The organism is Rhodococcus sp. IEGM 1366, assembly GCF_033142425.1.
GTDB lineage: Bacteria > Actinomycetota > Actinomycetes > Mycobacteriales > Mycobacteriaceae > Rhodococcus_F > Rhodococcus_F globerula.
On sequence record NZ_JAWLRZ010000010.1, the window covers coordinates 147,282 to 162,454 of the forward strand.

Genomic DNA, 15,173 nt, shown 5'->3' on the forward strand with positions numbered 1-15,173 from the left:
CTCTTTCACAGAGCAACCCGGGGACCGAAACCTAGTTCGCGAGGTCGTCGACCGTTGCCGCTTCGTTCCTGGACAGGTTGATGCCCAAGTTCGCCGCAGCGCGCTCCAAGTCCTCGTCGTCGCCGTCCGCCATCGTGATGGCAGCGCCGTCCGAGGACAGCACCTCCACGTTGAGGCAGAGCGACTGGAGCTCCTTGAGGAGCACCTTGAACGACTCGGGGATGCCGGGTTCCGGGATGTTCTCGCCCTTGACGATGGCTTCGTACACCTTCACGCGACCAACCACGTCGTCCGACTTGATGGTCAGCAGTTCCTGCAGCGTGTAAGCCGCGCCGTAGGCCTGCATAGCCCAGCACTCCATCTCACCGAAGCGCTGGCCACCGAACTGGGCCTTACCGCCGAGAGGCTGCTGCGTGATCATCGAGTACGGACCGGTCGAACGAGCGTGGATCTTGTCGTCGACCAAGTGGTGCAGCTTGATGATGTACATGTAACCGACCGAGACCGGGTACGGGAACGGCTCGCCGGAGCGGCCGTCGAACAACGTGGCCTTTCCGTCGGGGCCGACCATCTGCTCGCCGTCGCGGTTCGGCAACGTGGACTCGAGGAGACCAGTGAGCTCGTCTTCCTTCGCGCCGTCGAACACCGGGGTGGCGATGTTCGAGTCGGCAGGAGCGGCGAGCATCTCTTCCGGAAGGGTCGCAGCCCAATCCGGACGAGTGCCGTCAGCGGCGATCTGAACGTTCCAGCCGGTCTTGCCGATCCACCCGAGGTGGGTCTCCAGGACCTGACCGATGTTCATACGACGCGGGACGCCGTGCGTGTTCAGGATGATGTCGACAGGCGTGCCGTCCGAAAGGAACGGCATGTCTTCCTGCGGGAGGATCTTGCCGATAACACCCTTGTTGCCGTGGCGGCCGGCGAGCTTGTCGCCGTCCTGGATCTTGCGCTTCTGGGCCACGTACACGCGAACGAGCTCGTTGACACCGGGAGGCAGATCGTCGTCGTCATCGCGCGAGAAGACGCGGATGCCGATGACCTTGCCGGTCTCACCGTGAGGAACCTTGAGGGACGTGTCACGAACCTCGCGGGCCTTCTCACCGAAGATGGCGCGAAGGAGGCGCTCTTCGGGGGTCAGCTCGGTCTCGCCCTTCGGCGTGACCTTTCCGACCAGCACGTCGCCGTCACGAACCTCGGCACCGATACGGATGATGCCGCGCTCGTCGAGGTCAGCGAGGACCTCGTCGGAGACGTTCGGGATGTCGCGAGTGATTTCCTCGGCACCGAGCTTGGTGTCGCGGGCATCGATCTCGTGCTCCTCGATGTGAATCGAGGTCAGGACGTCCTCTTCCACCAGGCGCTGCGACAGAATGATCGCGTCCTCGTAGTTGTGGCCTTCCCACGGCATGATCGCCAGGAGCAGGTTCTTACCGAGAGCCATTTCACCGTTTTCGGTGCAAGGGCCGTCAGCGAGGACCTGGCCGGCATCGACGCGCTGTCCCTCGTCCACGATCGGACGCTGGTTGGCGCACGTGCCCTGGTTGGAACGCGCGAACTTGCGCATCCGGTAGGTCTTGCGGCTTCCGTCATCGGCCATGACCGTGATGTAGTCCGCTGAGACCTCTTCGACAACACCGGTCTTCTCGGTGATGACGACGTCACCGGCGTCGACAGCTGCACGCAGCTCCATACCGGTACCGACGAGAGGCGCTTCGCTGCGAACCAGCGGAACAGCCTGACGCTGCATGTTCGCACCCATCAGGGCGCGGTTTGCGTCGTCGTGCTCGAGGAACGGGATCATCGCGGTAGCGACGGACACCATCTGGCGCGGCGAAACGTCCATGTAGTCGATGTCGGAGGACGAGACGAACTCGACCTCGCCACCCTTACGACGAACGAGAATCTTCGCGTCGGTGAAGCGGCCGTCACGGTCGATGGCCGAGTTGGCCTGTGCGACGACGTGGCGATCCTCTTCGTCAGCGGTCAGGTAATCAACCTGATCGGTGACCTGGCCGTCGACAACCCGGCGGTACGGCGTCTCGATGAAGCCGAACGGGTTGACGCGTGCGTACACCGACAGCGAACCGATCAGGCCGATGTTCGGGCCTTCCGGGGTCTCGATCGGGCACATGCGGCCGTAGTGCGACGCGTGAACGTCACGAACCTCGAGGCCGGCGCGCTCACGGGACAGACCACCCGGGCCGAGGGCAGACAGACGACGCTTGTGCGTCAGCCCCGACAGCGGGTTGTTCTGGTCCATGAACTGCGACAGCTGGGACGTTCCGAAGAACTCCTTGATCGCAGCGACGACCGGGCGGATGTTGATCAGGGTCTGAGGCGTAATTGCCTCGACGTCCTGCGTGGTCATGCGCTCACGAACAACACGCTCCATGCGGGACAGGCCCACGCGGATCTGGTTCTGGATGAGCTCACCAACGGTGCGCAGACGACGGTTACCGAAGTGGTCGATGTCGTCGACCTCAACGGGAACCTCGACGCCGTCCGGTGCCGTCATCGAGGTGTCACCAGCGTGCAAACGCACGAGGTACTCGACGGTGGCGACGATGTCTTCTTCGGTCAGCGTCGAAGCAACAATCGGCTGACCTGCGTTGAGGCCGAGCTTCTTGTTGATCTTGTAACGACCGACGCGAGCGAGGTCGTAACGCTTGTCCTTGAAGAACAGGTTCTCCAGAAGGGTCTGGGCGCTCTCCTTGGTGGGGGGCTCGCCCGGACGCAGCTTGCGGTAGATGTCGAGCAACGCCTCGTCGGTACCGGCGGTGTTGTCCTTCTCCAGCGTGGCCATGAGGATCTCGGAGAAGCCGAAGCGCTCCGTGATCTGCTCCGTGGTCCAGCCGAGTGCCTTGAGCAGGACGGTGACGGGCTGACGACGCTTACGGTCGATGCGGACACCAACGGTGTCGCGCTTATCGACGTCGAACTCGAGCCATGCGCCGCGACCCGGGATCACCTTGACGCTGTGCAGGTCCTTCTCGGTGCTCTTGTCGACGCTCTTGTCGAAGTACACACCGGGGGAACGCACGAGCTGCGAGACAACCACGCGCTCCGTGCCGTTGATGATGAAGGTGCCCTTGTCGGTCATCATCGGGAAATCACCCATGAAGACCGTCTGGCTCTTGATCTCACCAGTGTTGTTGTTGATGAACTCCGCGGTGACGAACAACGGCGCCGCGTAGGTCATGTCCTTGTCTTTGCACTCGTCCGTCGAGGCCTTGACCTCGTCGAATCGAGGATCAGAGAAGGAGAGTGACATAGAGCCGGAGAAATCCTCGATCGGAGAAAGCTCCGCGAGGATGTCTTCGAGACCGCCGGACACTGCATTGTCGCCGAGAGCTGCTGCTCGTTCGCGCCAACTCTGCGCGCCGATCAACCACTCGAACGAATCGGTTTGAACATCAAGAAGCCCGGGAACTTCGAGGGGTTCGCGAACTTTCGCGAACGAAACCCTCTTCGGGGCTCCGGGGATTCCGGAAACTGCCTTGGTCTGGCTAGAGACTGCCAAGATGCGTCCTTCCAGCACCTCACGCGGGCCGCTCCGTACTGTTGCGACCGCCGCTGTATCTGCTTCGAATTTCGCTGGTTACAACCCGAACGAAACCCGTCGCAGAAAGCAAGAAGTACTTGACTTCGCAGCGGTTGAGACGAGGGGTGGACAGGAGGCAGCCAGCGCAACGTCCAAAAGTACACCCTTACTCAGGAAATGTCGAGTCGGGTGTAGCTGAGGGTCTGATTCAGGTGCTGACGTGAGACTGCCGATCACTCGTCCGTGCATGTTCACCGCTCAGACTGGACCTTCGGAACCGCCCCGTCAAGAGCGCCGAGGTAAGTCGTGGCATTCGAACAGTCGACCGACTCGGTTCGAACACCGTTGTCGGTAGTGTAGCCAGTCACTGACCCGGATACGAAAAACTGGACCGGAATCTATTTCCGGTCCAGCTCGTCGCACACATTTGTCAGCGGTCGCGGATCTCCGAGATCAGCCAATTACCGTCCTGCTTCTCCAAGCTGACGACAACCATCCCGGAACGGGAACCGGCCGCCACACCACTCTGCGTCGAACTCACGTTCAACTGCGCGAGAAGTTGCGCTCGGTCCTCCTCGAGCCTGGTGACACCGATCTCCGTGACATCCGCCGTAGTCGCCGTCTGGGTTTGTTCGACGCCGGCCTTCTGCGTGTCCTTGTACTCGGTCAGCTGATCACGCATGGCCTGGTTCAGACCCTGCAAGCCCTTGTCGAAATCGGCGTCGAAGGTGCCGGGCGCAAAGGTGAACACCGCCTCGAGCGCCGGTGGAGTCACCCGCAGCACCTCAGCCGTCGCCCCCTCGTCGACCCATGCCACATCGTCCATCTGGGCGCCGACCTTGAAAAAAGCCAGACCCGCAAGCACCGCGACTACTACCGCTGCTGCGCCTAACCCGATGACCAGCGGCCACGAAGTGCGACTCGCTTCCTTCGACAGAGCAGGCTCTGGTGCTGGCGGTTCCTCCGCGAGGCTGGGCTCGGCTGCCGTCTCGGGACTCGGCTGGGCTTCCTTCTCGAGACTCGGCTTCGGGGCTTTCCGAAGGCTTGCCTTCGGGGCTGCCTCGGTCTCGACGGCCTCGGTCTCGACGGCCTCTGTTGCGGCTACCTCGGCCTCGACGGCCTCGACGTTCACTGGTTCCTCGGCCGGCGTCCCCGCGGGGACGTTCAACGAGCGGGCTGATCCGGCTATCTTCGGCCGACGGTTCTGGTTTGCCTGCGGCATCCCGACTCTGCGCTTCGGTGGCATTACGCGCTTCTCCTTCGGATGGCTGATCGAGGCTGACTACTGGCCACCCGAATCGCCCCCTACGCTCGGTGCGGGCGCCTCGGTGGGCGCTGGTGATTCGGTTGCCGGCGTCGACCCATCGGAACCGCCGGTGCCGTCGGCGCCCGGCAATGTGCCCGACTCCAGATCGATCCGGTTTCCGACGGGTTCGGCCGAACTGGCCTTCCAGATACCGTCCACCTCGACCATGCCCAATCGCATACCGACCTGGTTCTTCACGTACTGGTTGCCCTGGGTGGTAGTGACCTTCACGACCACAAGTGCCGTCGCAGTCCTGTCGTCCGTGTTGAGTTCGGTGAGCGCAGCAGACATCACCTCGGCGTCGGCCTTGGATCCGGAGTTCCGCAGTTCGTCCGTGATGGAGTCTTGAACACTTTGGAGGTACACCGTCATCTCGTCGCCGGTAACCGAAGACCGCATGGTCTCGATCGACGCGTCGAGATTCGCCGAGTCGGCGTTGTTGAGATTGATCGCAACCTGCTGGGCGCCGATCAACGCCTCGTCGCGAATCTCTGCGGTGTTGCGGTCAGTGGTCAACGCCTTCACGTACGGGACGCCGAACACACCTAGCGCAACTAGTGCGGCTACGAGGAGAACGCCGACCGCAACAAGCGGCGCCGTCACCCCCTTCGGACTGCTTTTCTGAATCACGCTCACTACCCTACTTACCTGTTATGTCCGGATCCTGGCAGCACCAATTCCGTTGCCTCGAATCCTCAACTGCCCCAACCCAATAGCACACCCTGGGGCACATCTACTTCGGCGTCACTCCGAGAATCGGCGCCAACTGGGTAGCAATCGGATTGAGATTCAACTTGTCAGGATCGACCTTCGGCTTGAAGTCCCACGGTTGAATCGTGCCGGGATCGGCGTAGATAACCCGGTTGGCACTGCGAACACCCGTCTCGCTGCCCAGCGGGACCTCACAGGACGCCGCTGTGTTCAACGGGAAGTCCTGCTGCGTGTCGTCGAAGTTGGGATCCTGACGCTTCATGTCATCGAGAATCGCCATGGTGCCTTCGTACCCGACGGTGCACGACAACGGATTGTTTGTCTCCAGCACCAACCCTTGATGCACGGTTCCGTCACCAGGAGCCACTGTCGGCCCCGCCGCAGCCAGCCCCGGCAGAAAGATCAGAAACGGCTGCAGCGCAATGGCACGAGGCGCAAACGTCCTGCCGAACGACGCCAGATTTGTCAGGTCCGTGGTCAGTGCCGGACCGGTCTCGTTGACGAGGGCCCCGATCTGCTCGCTGGCCGGGATGCCGTTGTCGATCAGACGCCTGATGTCGGGGTCACTGGTCCGCAGTTGTGCGGCAATGACATCGAGGTCGGCACTGAACTGCTTGATCGACGACGACTGGTCGGACTGGGTCGTGAGCACCGTCTGGCTGTCACGGATCAATCCGAGCGTCTGAGGCAAGGTGTCGAGGCCGGACTGCGAGAGTCCGGACAACGAGTCGGCCAGAACCTGGATGTCCTCACCCTTGCCGTTGAAGGCTGCACCGAGTTCGACCGCGACGGTGTGCAGTGCATCGACGGGCACCGAATGGACCAAGCCGTTCGCACTGGTCAACACTTCTTCGACCGGAACCGGCGTCGCTGTGTCACCCACTGCAATCACAGAACCGTCCTCGAGGAACGGACCCTGATCGGTATCGGGGATCAGATCGACGAACTGTTCGCCGATTGCAGAACGGTTGGCCACAACAGCCCTCGTCGACGCCGGGATCGGCGGTGCATTGTTGTCGATCTTCAGATCGACCTCGATCCCGTCGTCCGTCAGTGACAAATCACCAACCCGTCCCACCGGCACACCGCGATACGTCACCTCGGCATTGGTGAAGATGCCGCCCGACGTCTGCAGTTCCGTCTTGACCGTGTACTGCCCGAAACCCAGGAGGTTGTCGAGGCGCACATACTTGCCTCCCACATAGACAAGTCCTAGGAGCGCGACCAATACGAAGCCCACTAGCTGCCACTTGACCAGAGCCGATCTCATTGTCCACCACCGATTCCGAACTGATCCAGCATTCCCTGAATGGGGTTGAGCGGGGCACCGACTGCAGGTGCCATCGGCAACTGCGGCAGGATCGGCGCGATCGGGAGCAGTGACACTGTGGGCCAGCCCGGTCGCGGTCCGTTTCCGTTGTAATACGGATTGGACGGATCCACCACCGGCTTGGGATCACCGAACTTGGGCTGGCGATACTCGGGATCTCCCTGTCCGACACCAAGCCCGGAGAGCGTATTACCGATTTGCAGGTCGACAGCGAGGAACAAATTGACCGACCCACCTTGCGTGATCTTCTCGACTCCGTCCGGGAACGGGAACGTCGGAAGCAGCGGGAGCGCGCCGACGAGGTCGTCACCGGATGCAGCGAGCGCCTGCAATGTCGGACGAAGTGCCTGAAGATCTGCGATCAGATCGTCCTTGGACTGTGTCAGGACATCGGTGCCGACGGTTCCGAGACGGTCCACCTGAGCGAGCATCTGCGTCAACTGCGGGCGCTGCTCGTTGAGTACCGATATTGCCACGGGCAGTTCGTCGAGGACCTTGGCGATCTTCTCGTTCTGCTCGTTCACCCGACTGGACAACACGTCGAGACCGTCGAGCGCGCGAGTGATGTCCTCACGCTGTTCGTTCAAGCCTCCGATGAGAGTATTCGCCTGTTCCAGAAGACTTCTGGTTGTTCCCTCGCGGCCGTCGAACGCCGCGCCGAGCTCCTTGACGATGGGCTGCAACTGGCCGACACCGCCGCCGTTGAGCAGGAGCGACAATGCACCGAGCACCTGTTCGATCTCGGTGGCGTGGCGAGTGCGATCCAACGGAATCAAGTCGCCGTCCGACAACTGGGCCGTAGTGTCCGCGCCACTAGGAGGCGCTGACAGCTGAATGAATTTCTCACCGAGCAAATTGGTCTGCTCCACGGCGGCAACGGCATTGGCCGGCAAATCCACCGAGGAATCCAAGATGATCCGCACGTCGGCGGTCCAACCGTCCGGACCGACTCCGATCTTCTCCACTCGCCCGACCGGAACACCGTCCACCTTGACCGCGGACTGTGGAACCAGATCGAGAACGTCGTCGAATTCAATGGTCAGATTCATGGGATTCGATCCCACGTCAGGCCCACCCGGAAGGGGCACCGCATAGATGCCCTCCGACGAGCAGGCACTCGCACCGAGCAGAACCACAAGTCCCGCACCGGCAATCACTGTGCGCTTCACTCGCCCTCCCCGCTGCTCAGTCGCGGTGACACGACACCCGGCACCGTGCCAGGAACAACCTGCATCTCACGCTCCGGGCCGGCCAGGATTCCGAACGGGAGATTCATGTTCTTGGCCTGGTCGGCCGCATCCGTCATAGCGGCCACCGCCACACACTGATCGATGGCGGGTTGCATCTGTCGTCCCAACTCCTCGAACTGAGGATTACCCGGCACCAGTTTGCCGAGATCCATCAATTTGCACAGCACCTCGGCCGGGTTCTGCAAGTCCGGGAAGGCCAGACGTGAAGCGAGAACTCCGGATTCGGCGTCATACGAGTTCACCAGATTGGAAATGGCGAGAGGCAACAAGGTCAGGGTGTTGGCGAGCGCTTCCTTGTTGTTCGCCAGCGTCTGCGTCGGCGCAATCAGACCTTCTGCAGTTGTCGCCAACTGATCGCGGTTGTCTGCCACGAACTTAGCGACATCACCGAGAGTCAAGGACAACTGATTCAGAGCGGCACCCAGATCATCGCGTTCGCCCGCCAGAAATCCGGTGAGGTCGGACAATTGAGTGTTGAACTGGCGCACCTGTTGATCGTTGGTCGCCAACGCTCCGACAAAAGTATTGAGATTCTTGATGGTCACCGCGATGTTGTCACTCGAGTCGTTCAACGTACGAGCCGCGTCGGACAGCTGGGTGATGCTCTCCCCCAACGCTGCTCCGTTGCCGTCGAGGTTCGCGGCACCGGTCTCGACGAACTTGGACAGCGCACCGTCCTTGTTCGCACCTTCGGGTCCGAGCGCCGACGCGAGGTCGTTGATGCTCGCGTACAACTGATCGACCTCGACCGGGGTGGCGGTGCGCTCGATCGGAATCACCGAACCGCTGGCCATCTTGTCGCCGCCCGTGAACACCGGCGTCAACTGAATGTAGCGGTCCGCCACTACTGACGGAGTCACCTGCGCCGCATTGGCATCCACCGGAATATCGATTCCGCGATCCACGCGGAGGTCGACCTTGACCTGATCGCCCTGCGGTTCCACCGAGGTGACAGTGCCGACCTTCACGCCCAGAACTCGCACGTCGGAACCGTCGTAAATACCGATGGACTTGTCGAAGTACGCCGTGATCGTTGTTGTGCCCGCGCGGGTGAACACCCACCACAAGGCGCCGCCAACCACCAACACGCCAATCAACGCTGCGGCAATGATCGCCAGAGTTCGCTTCTTGGAGCCACTTTCGGCTTCAGTGATATCAGCCATCAGTTACCTCCCAACGTACGAATCGGATCACGAGGGCCCGGAATCAGTGGCAGACCAGGTGGAAGGAGGTTGACAACGACCTGGTCGAACCAGCGGCCGTTGCCGACGACGTTGGCGTACAGGCGAATAAAGGGTTCGTAGAGCTTCAGAGCCTTGTCCAAGTTCTCGTTGTTGGCTTCGAGGATGTCGATGACACCGTTGAGTTGGGTCAACGCAGGCCCGATTGCCGCCTCGTTGTCGCGGACCAATCCGGTGAGTTGCTGTGACACCCGCTGAGTTCCGGTGAGCAACTGGGAGATCGCCTGCTGGCGGTTGTTCAACTCCTGCACCAGCAGAGCGCCGTCACTGATCAGTTGAGTGAACTCCTTGTTCCGGTCCGCCAAGATTTGCGACGTCTTGCCCGTTGCCTCGAACAGTTTCTGCAGGTCCTGATCACGGCTCGCGATAGTCTGCGACAACCGACTCACGCCGTCCAATGACGCTCGGACGTCCTCTGGCGTCTCGGAGAAGGCCTCCGACAGGGTTTCCATGCTCTGCGCCAACTGCTCCGTGTCGATGTCACCGACAGTGTCCGCGGCCGACGAGAAAGCCTCGACAACGTCGTACGGAGCAGTCGTGCGCTCCAATGGAATTCGGTCCTTCGGATCCAGATTTTCGGTGCCACGCGGATCCAGAGCCAGGTACTTCTGCCCCAGAATCGTCTTGATCTGGATGGACGCCGACGTCTGATCGCCGACCCACGCATCCTTGACTTTGAAGTCGACCAGGACGCGGTCACCGTCGAGGTCGACCGACGTCACCTTGCCGACCTTCACACCCGCGATGCGGACCTCGTTACCGGGCTTGAGCCCAGCAGCTTCCGAGAATTCCGCCGCGTACGAAGACCCTGCGCCGACAAAGGGAAGTGAATCCATGAAGAAGGCGGACAACGTTGCCAGGAGCACCACGACGATGCCTATGGCCCCGGCCATTGCCGGACTACGACGCTTTTTCATCGGCCCTGCAACTCCTTCATTCCGTCTTGAGTGCATCGCTTGGCCGCATTGGTGTAGATCGGCATATTGACCGTCGGCAACCCGGTCGGCAAGTTCAATGTTGCCGACTGACCAGGACCTGCAATGATGTCGATTCCGCACAGGTAGAACTGGAACCACGATCCGTAACTGGCGACACGGGTCAACTTGTCCAGCTTCACGGGCAAGGTCTCGAGCACTGCATTCACGTCGTCGCTACGGCGGTTCAGCGTTGTGGCCAAAGTGTCCAGCGCCGTGATCGATCCCTGGATAGACGGTCGCGTGGGCTCCAGCAGATCCGCCGTTGCATTTGTCAATCCGGCGAGCGACGTGACTGCTGACCCGACAACTCCGCGCTCGTTGGCAAGTCCCGTTACCAACTGCTGTGTGTTGACGATGAGCGAATCCAGATTCTTGTCGTTCGCATTTACTGTCGACAGCACTTCGTTGAGGTTCTTGATCACTGCGCCGATGACAACGTCCTTGTCCGCCACCGTGTTTGTCAGGCTGGCCGTGTTGCGGACGAGTTCGCTGATCGTTCCCGACTCTCCCTGGAAAACCTGGATGATCTGGTACGACAGCTTGTTGACATCCTCGGCACTCAAAGTCGTGAACAACGGCTTGAAGCCGTTGAACAGGGTCGTGAGATTGACGGCCGGTCGGGTCTGCTCGAGAGGGAGCGTTTCGCCTGCGGTCAGCTTCTTACCCTGGCTGCCTTCGCCCTGAGACAGCGAGATGTAACGCTGCCCGACCAGGTTCCGGAAACGGATCGTGGCAATGGAACTGGCCGGCAACCAATCTCGATCGGAGACCGAGAACTGCACTTCGGCTTGGTTGTCGTTGACGATGGCGATCTTCTCGACCTGACCGACACGCACACCTGCAATCCGAACCTCGTCGCCCTCGTTCAGTGAGGTCACGTCGGAGAACACGGCGTTGAACTTGGTCCCGCCTCCCCCTCCGAGGTTTGCGATACTCGCCGCCAGCAATCCTGTTGCCAGAATCGTGACCACGACAAATATGATGAGCTTTGTCAGCGGTGCTGCGAGACCTCTCATTGGAAGCTCACCTCCGCACCGGTAAATGCGGGAGCGCTGACCAGAGTGGTCCACGACGGAACATTCTCCGGTGCAACACCATTAGCCTGGCCGTAGATGACCTTCAACGTATCCTCTTCGAGTTGCGAGCCCGCATATCCGGCTTGCTGCACCGGACCGGTGGTGTTGGTCGAGAACATCTGCGGTCCCGAACCTTCCGGAGCCTGCAAGAACTCCATCGTTTCGGGGCCACCGTTGCGGGAGGGAACCTGGTACGAGCCGTCACCGTACGAACCGCCGGGATACTGTGGGAAGGGTCGACCGGGCTCGGTGACATTGTCGTAGCAAACCGGTCCACGATTGTCGACGAGTCGAGGCTCGTCCTGGTTGGGGATGTAACGCCCCTTCGGGTTGACAATCTGAATGTTTGCCCGAACACCGGGATCAGGCGCGTCAGCCGAGAGAATCTTGGCGGCCTTCGGCGTAGTTTCAGCGAATCCCTTGAAGGTGCACCCGAATGTCGGAGAGTACTGAGCCAACAACTGCAGCGCTTCTCGTGAGTCTGCGGACAGTGTGATGATGGACTGCGCGTTTGTCTCGAGGAACGCAGCGGTGGTCGACGACGTCGCCGTCAACGAAGCCAACAGGGTGTTGACCTGATTCTGCTTCTCCACCACGGTGTTTCCGGTGGTGCGCAGGGTGTCGAGTGCATTCACGAGATCCGGAGCGGCCTCCGAATAGGTCTGTGAGAAATCTGCGAACTTGCGCAGGTCCTCCTGCACGGCGGGGAGTTCGGTATTGACCTCGCGGAAAATCTCCTCGAGACGGTCAACGGTGAGCCCCAACTCAGCGCCGCGGCCGGTCAAGCCTTGTGCCAGCGAACCGAGGGTGTTCGCGAGATCCTGCGGCGGAATTGCCTGCAGCAACGGGAGCAAACCGTCCAAGACCTCGCCAACCTCGATCGCGTTGCCGCTCTTGTCCTGATGAAGCACGGTTCCGGCCGAAAGAGGCGGAGCCGTTGTCCCCTCCGGGATGATCAGCGAGACGTACCGCTCACCGAACAGTGTCTTCGGGAGCAAACGAGCTGTCGCGTCGGAGGGAATCAACTCGGCTTTGTCCGGTTCGATCGCGAGAACCGATGTGACGACACCATCGGTTGTCGACGCGGATCGCACCTCACCGACCAACATTCCACGAACCTTGACATCCGCGTTGGGAGGTAACGCATTTCCCACGGAATCGGACAGGAGATCGACCTTCACGACGTCGGTGAACGACTTGTTGAAGGCCCCGATCGTGAAGGTGAGAAACAGCGCCAACACAACGAAGAACACAATTCCCAGCACACGGCGGCGCAGAACGGACGGAGCCTCGATCATCCGGCCACCCTCACTGTTGTCGTGGTGCCCCAGATTGCGAGGCTGAGGAAGAAGTCAAGCACTGCGATAGTCACGATTGCCGCACGAACGGCGCGACCGACGGCCACGCCGACGCCTGCCGGGCCACCCGACGCGTGAAATCCGTAGTAGCAGTGGATCAAAATCAGAACAAAAGCAAAGACCAGGACCTTGGCAAACGAATACAACACGTCCTGCGGTGGCAGGAACAAGTTGAAGTAATGGTCGTAAGACCCCGTTGACTGGCCGTTGAATACCGTACTGATCACGCGCGAGGCCAGATAGGCGGCAAGCAAGCCGACGATATACAGCGGGATGACGGCCACAAAGCCGGCGATCATGCGAGTCGTCACCAGGAAGGGAACCGACGGGACTGCCATGACCTCGAGCGCGTCGATCTCCTCGGAGATACGCATAGCACCGAGTTGTGCGGTGAAACCACACCCGACCGTCGCTGAAAGGGCCAGCGCGGCAACAATCGGCGCGATCTCGCGAGTATTGACGTAGGCAGACAGGAAGCCGGTCAGGACCGAGCTACCCAACTGTTCCAGCGCCGCGAACCCCTGCAATCCCACAACGACGCCGGTGAATCCGGACATCATCGCGATGACGCCGATAGTTCCGCCGATGACAGCCAATGCGCCACTGCCGAAGGTCACTTCAGCGAGTAGACGCAGAGTTTCCTTGCGGTAGCGGTGCAGTGTGCGCGGTGTCCAGGCAATGGCTCGCGCGTAGAACGACATCTGCTCACCCGCGCGATCAAGCACGTTGAGCGGCATTCTGGCTACTTTGCGGCTCTTCAGCAGAAACTGATCGCCGCGGCCTCGTGCGATGGTCATGTAGGTCAGGATCCCTTCGCCGGCACGATCTGGAGGTACACCATCGTCAGAATCAGATTGGCGAAGAACAACAACAGGAACGTGATGACAACGGCCTGGTTGACCGCCTCACCAACGCCTTTGGGCCCACCCGAGGGGTGTAGTCCCTTGTAAGCCGAGATGACTCCGGCGATGACACCGAAGACCGCAGCCTTGATCTCGCCACTCCAGATATCCGGCAGCTGCGCAAACGCCGAGAACGATGCGATGTAGGCGCCGGGGTTACCGCCCTGCAGGATCACGTTGAAGAAGTAGCCACCCGCGATACCAACGACGGATACCAGCCCGTTGAGCAATACGGCAATGAGCACCATCGCCAACACACGTGGAACAACAAGTCGCTGAATGGGATTGATGCCAAGGACTTCCATGGCGTCGATCTCTTCACGGATTGTCCGCGAACCGAGGTCAGCGGTGACCGCTGAACCGGCAGCACCAGCGACAAGCAGAGCAGTCACCAGTGGACTTCCCTGCTGAATCACCGCAAGAACGCTGGCAGCGCCGGTGAACGATTCAGCGCCCAACTGCTTGATCAGCGAACCGGTCTGCAGCGAAACGACTGCGCCGAACGGAATCGCGACCAGCGCAGTCGGCAAAATCGTGACGCTGGCGATGAACCATGCTTGCTCGATGAACTCGCGAAACTGAAACGGCCGCCGGAACGTATTCTTCACGACCTCGACGAAGAGTTCGACGATGTTGCCGGCCTGAGTCAGTGCCCCGTGTACAGGACTCAGAACCGAGTTGCGGGTACCCGCCATTCGTTATGCCTACCCTTGTCCGTGAGTCGTGTTTCCGTAGGGATCACCCTCATAAGCTGGAATTACCTGTGTATCCTGCGAGCTTCCGTCCCACTCCCCCTGGTACTCGCTCGCGTCCGCGTAGGCGTGGTTGAACTGACCCGCCTCCTCGTTGAGGCTGTCCTGGATTGCCGCCTGCGCGTTCACCGGCAGTGTGTGCATGATCTGACGGACGCGTTCCTGACGGCGACGAACAGCCTGACGCTCCGGATTACCGGGCGTCGCCTTCATCTGCGGCACGATGCCCTCGACGTCGTCGACACCGCCGGCATGGTGACCGGCATCCACGAGCGCCTGCTCGTGCGCCATCTGAGCCTCGTCCTTCTCTTCCGACATACCGATCGGACCGATCATCGTGCCGTTGAGGAATTGCTTGACGACGGGCTCGTCGGACGTGAGCAACACCTCACGAGGACCGAACATAACCAACTGGCGACGGAACAGCATCCCGATGTTGTCGGGAACCGTACGAGCAAGGTTGATGTTGTGCGAGACAATCAGAATCGTGGCATCGGACTGAGCATTGATGTCGATCAACGTCTGACTGATGTACGTCGTACGCACCGGGTCCAGACCGGAGTCCGGCTCGTCGACGAGAATGATCTCGGGATCGAGCACGAGTGCACGCGCCAGACCGGCACGCTTACGCATACCACCGGAAATCTCACCGGGAAGCTTGTCCTCCGCACCGACCAGACCAGTCAGATCGAGCTTCTCCATCACGATCTTGCGGATATCGGATTCCGA

At 60.8% G+C, this 15,173-nt stretch carries 12 protein-coding genes; all 12 read right to left on the minus strand.

The window, feature by feature from the left end; all coding sequences use genetic code 11:
• Positions 1-31 precede the first annotated feature (31 nt).
• On the minus strand, positions 32-3,538 hold the full coding sequence (gene rpoB / locus R4P64_RS28045; protein WP_033236452.1) for a DNA-directed RNA polymerase subunit beta: 3,507 nt from the start codon (positions 3,536-3,538) through the stop codon (positions 32-34).
• Between the two features lie 433 nt (positions 3,539-3,971).
• Positions 3,972-4,787: a hypothetical protein gene (locus tag R4P64_RS28050; protein WP_317823469.1), complete on the minus strand. Its 816-nt coding sequence runs from the start codon at positions 4,785-4,787 to the stop codon at positions 3,972-3,974.
• A gap of 36 nt (positions 4,788-4,823) precedes the next feature.
• Positions 4,824-5,477 (minus strand): hypothetical protein, encoded by a 654-nt coding sequence (locus R4P64_RS28055; protein WP_242484599.1) that lies wholly within the window; start codon positions 5,475-5,477, stop codon positions 4,824-4,826.
• Between the two features lie 103 nt (positions 5,478-5,580).
• Positions 5,581-6,828 carry an MCE family protein gene (locus R4P64_RS28060; RefSeq protein WP_033236455.1) on the minus strand — a complete coding sequence of 416 codons (1,248 nt, stop codon included), beginning with the start codon at positions 6,826-6,828 and terminating at the stop codon, positions 5,581-5,583.
• The gene (locus tag R4P64_RS28065) at positions 6,825-8,057 is read right to left on the minus strand and encodes an MCE family protein (RefSeq protein WP_045070989.1); all 1,233 of its coding nucleotides are present in this window, start codon (positions 8,055-8,057) and stop codon (positions 6,825-6,827) included. The genes R4P64_RS28060 and R4P64_RS28065 overlap by 4 nt, the downstream gene beginning before the upstream one ends.
• Positions 8,054-9,301, minus strand: a complete 1,248-nt coding sequence (locus R4P64_RS28070) for an MCE family protein (protein WP_033236457.1) — start codon at positions 9,299-9,301, stop codon at positions 8,054-8,056. The genes R4P64_RS28065 and R4P64_RS28070 overlap by 4 nt, the downstream gene beginning before the upstream one ends.
• Positions 9,301-10,296 (minus strand): MCE family protein, encoded by a 996-nt coding sequence (locus R4P64_RS28075; protein ID WP_045070990.1) that lies wholly within the window; start codon positions 10,294-10,296, stop codon positions 9,301-9,303. The genes R4P64_RS28070 and R4P64_RS28075 overlap by 1 nt, the downstream gene beginning before the upstream one ends.
• Positions 10,293-11,372 (minus strand): MCE family protein, encoded by a 1,080-nt coding sequence (locus tag R4P64_RS28080; protein WP_033236459.1) that lies wholly within the window; start codon positions 11,370-11,372, stop codon positions 10,293-10,295. The genes R4P64_RS28075 and R4P64_RS28080 overlap by 4 nt, the downstream gene beginning before the upstream one ends.
• Positions 11,369-12,730 carry an MCE family protein gene (locus R4P64_RS28085; RefSeq protein ID WP_317823471.1) on the minus strand — a complete coding sequence of 454 codons (1,362 nt, stop codon included), beginning with the start codon at positions 12,728-12,730 and terminating at the stop codon, positions 11,369-11,371. The genes R4P64_RS28080 and R4P64_RS28085 overlap by 4 nt, the downstream gene beginning before the upstream one ends.
• On the minus strand, positions 12,727-13,587 hold the full coding sequence (locus R4P64_RS28090) for an MlaE family ABC transporter permease (RefSeq protein WP_033236461.1): 861 nt from the start codon (positions 13,585-13,587) through the stop codon (positions 12,727-12,729). Before R4P64_RS28090 ends, R4P64_RS28085 begins: the two co-directional genes overlap by 4 nt.
• 5 nt (positions 13,588-13,592) lie before the next feature.
• Entirely contained in the window at positions 13,593-14,387 is a 795-nt protein-coding gene (locus R4P64_RS28095; protein WP_033236462.1) for an MlaE family ABC transporter permease, read from the minus strand.
• Between the two features lie 9 nt (positions 14,388-14,396).
• A partial coding sequence (locus tag R4P64_RS28100; RefSeq protein WP_317823472.1) for an ABC transporter ATP-binding protein occupies positions 14,397-15,173 on the minus strand: 777 nt, incomplete at its 5' end.

Bases quoted from the DNA above. Each gene is read 5' to 3' on its own strand.
- R4P64_RS28075 (WP_045070990.1), bottom strand. From the start codon at position 10,296: ATGAAAAAGCGTCGTAGTCCGGCAATGGCCGGGGCCATAGGCATCGTC.
- R4P64_RS28070 (WP_033236457.1), bottom strand. From the start codon at position 9,301: ATGGCTGATATCACTGAAGCCGAAAGTGGCTCCAAGAAGCGAACTCTG.
- R4P64_RS28050 (WP_317823469.1), bottom strand. From the start codon at position 4,787: ATGCCACCGAAGCGCAGAGTCGGGATGCCGCAGGCAAACCAGAACCGT.
- R4P64_RS28095 (WP_033236462.1), bottom strand. From the start codon at position 14,387: ATGGCGGGTACCCGCAACTCGGTTCTGAGTCCTGTACACGGGGCACTG.
- R4P64_RS28060 (WP_033236455.1), bottom strand. From the start codon at position 6,828: ATGAGATCGGCTCTGGTCAAGTGGCAGCTAGTGGGCTTCGTATTGGTC.
- R4P64_RS28085 (WP_317823471.1), bottom strand. From the start codon at position 12,730: ATGATCGAGGCTCCGTCCGTTCTGCGCCGCCGTGTGCTGGGAATTGTG.
- R4P64_RS28090 (WP_033236461.1), bottom strand. From the start codon at position 13,587: ATGACCATCGCACGAGGCCGCGGCGATCAGTTTCTGCTGAAGAGCCGC.
- R4P64_RS28080 (WP_033236459.1), bottom strand. From the start codon at position 11,372: ATGAGAGGTCTCGCAGCACCGCTGACAAAGCTCATCATATTTGTCGTG.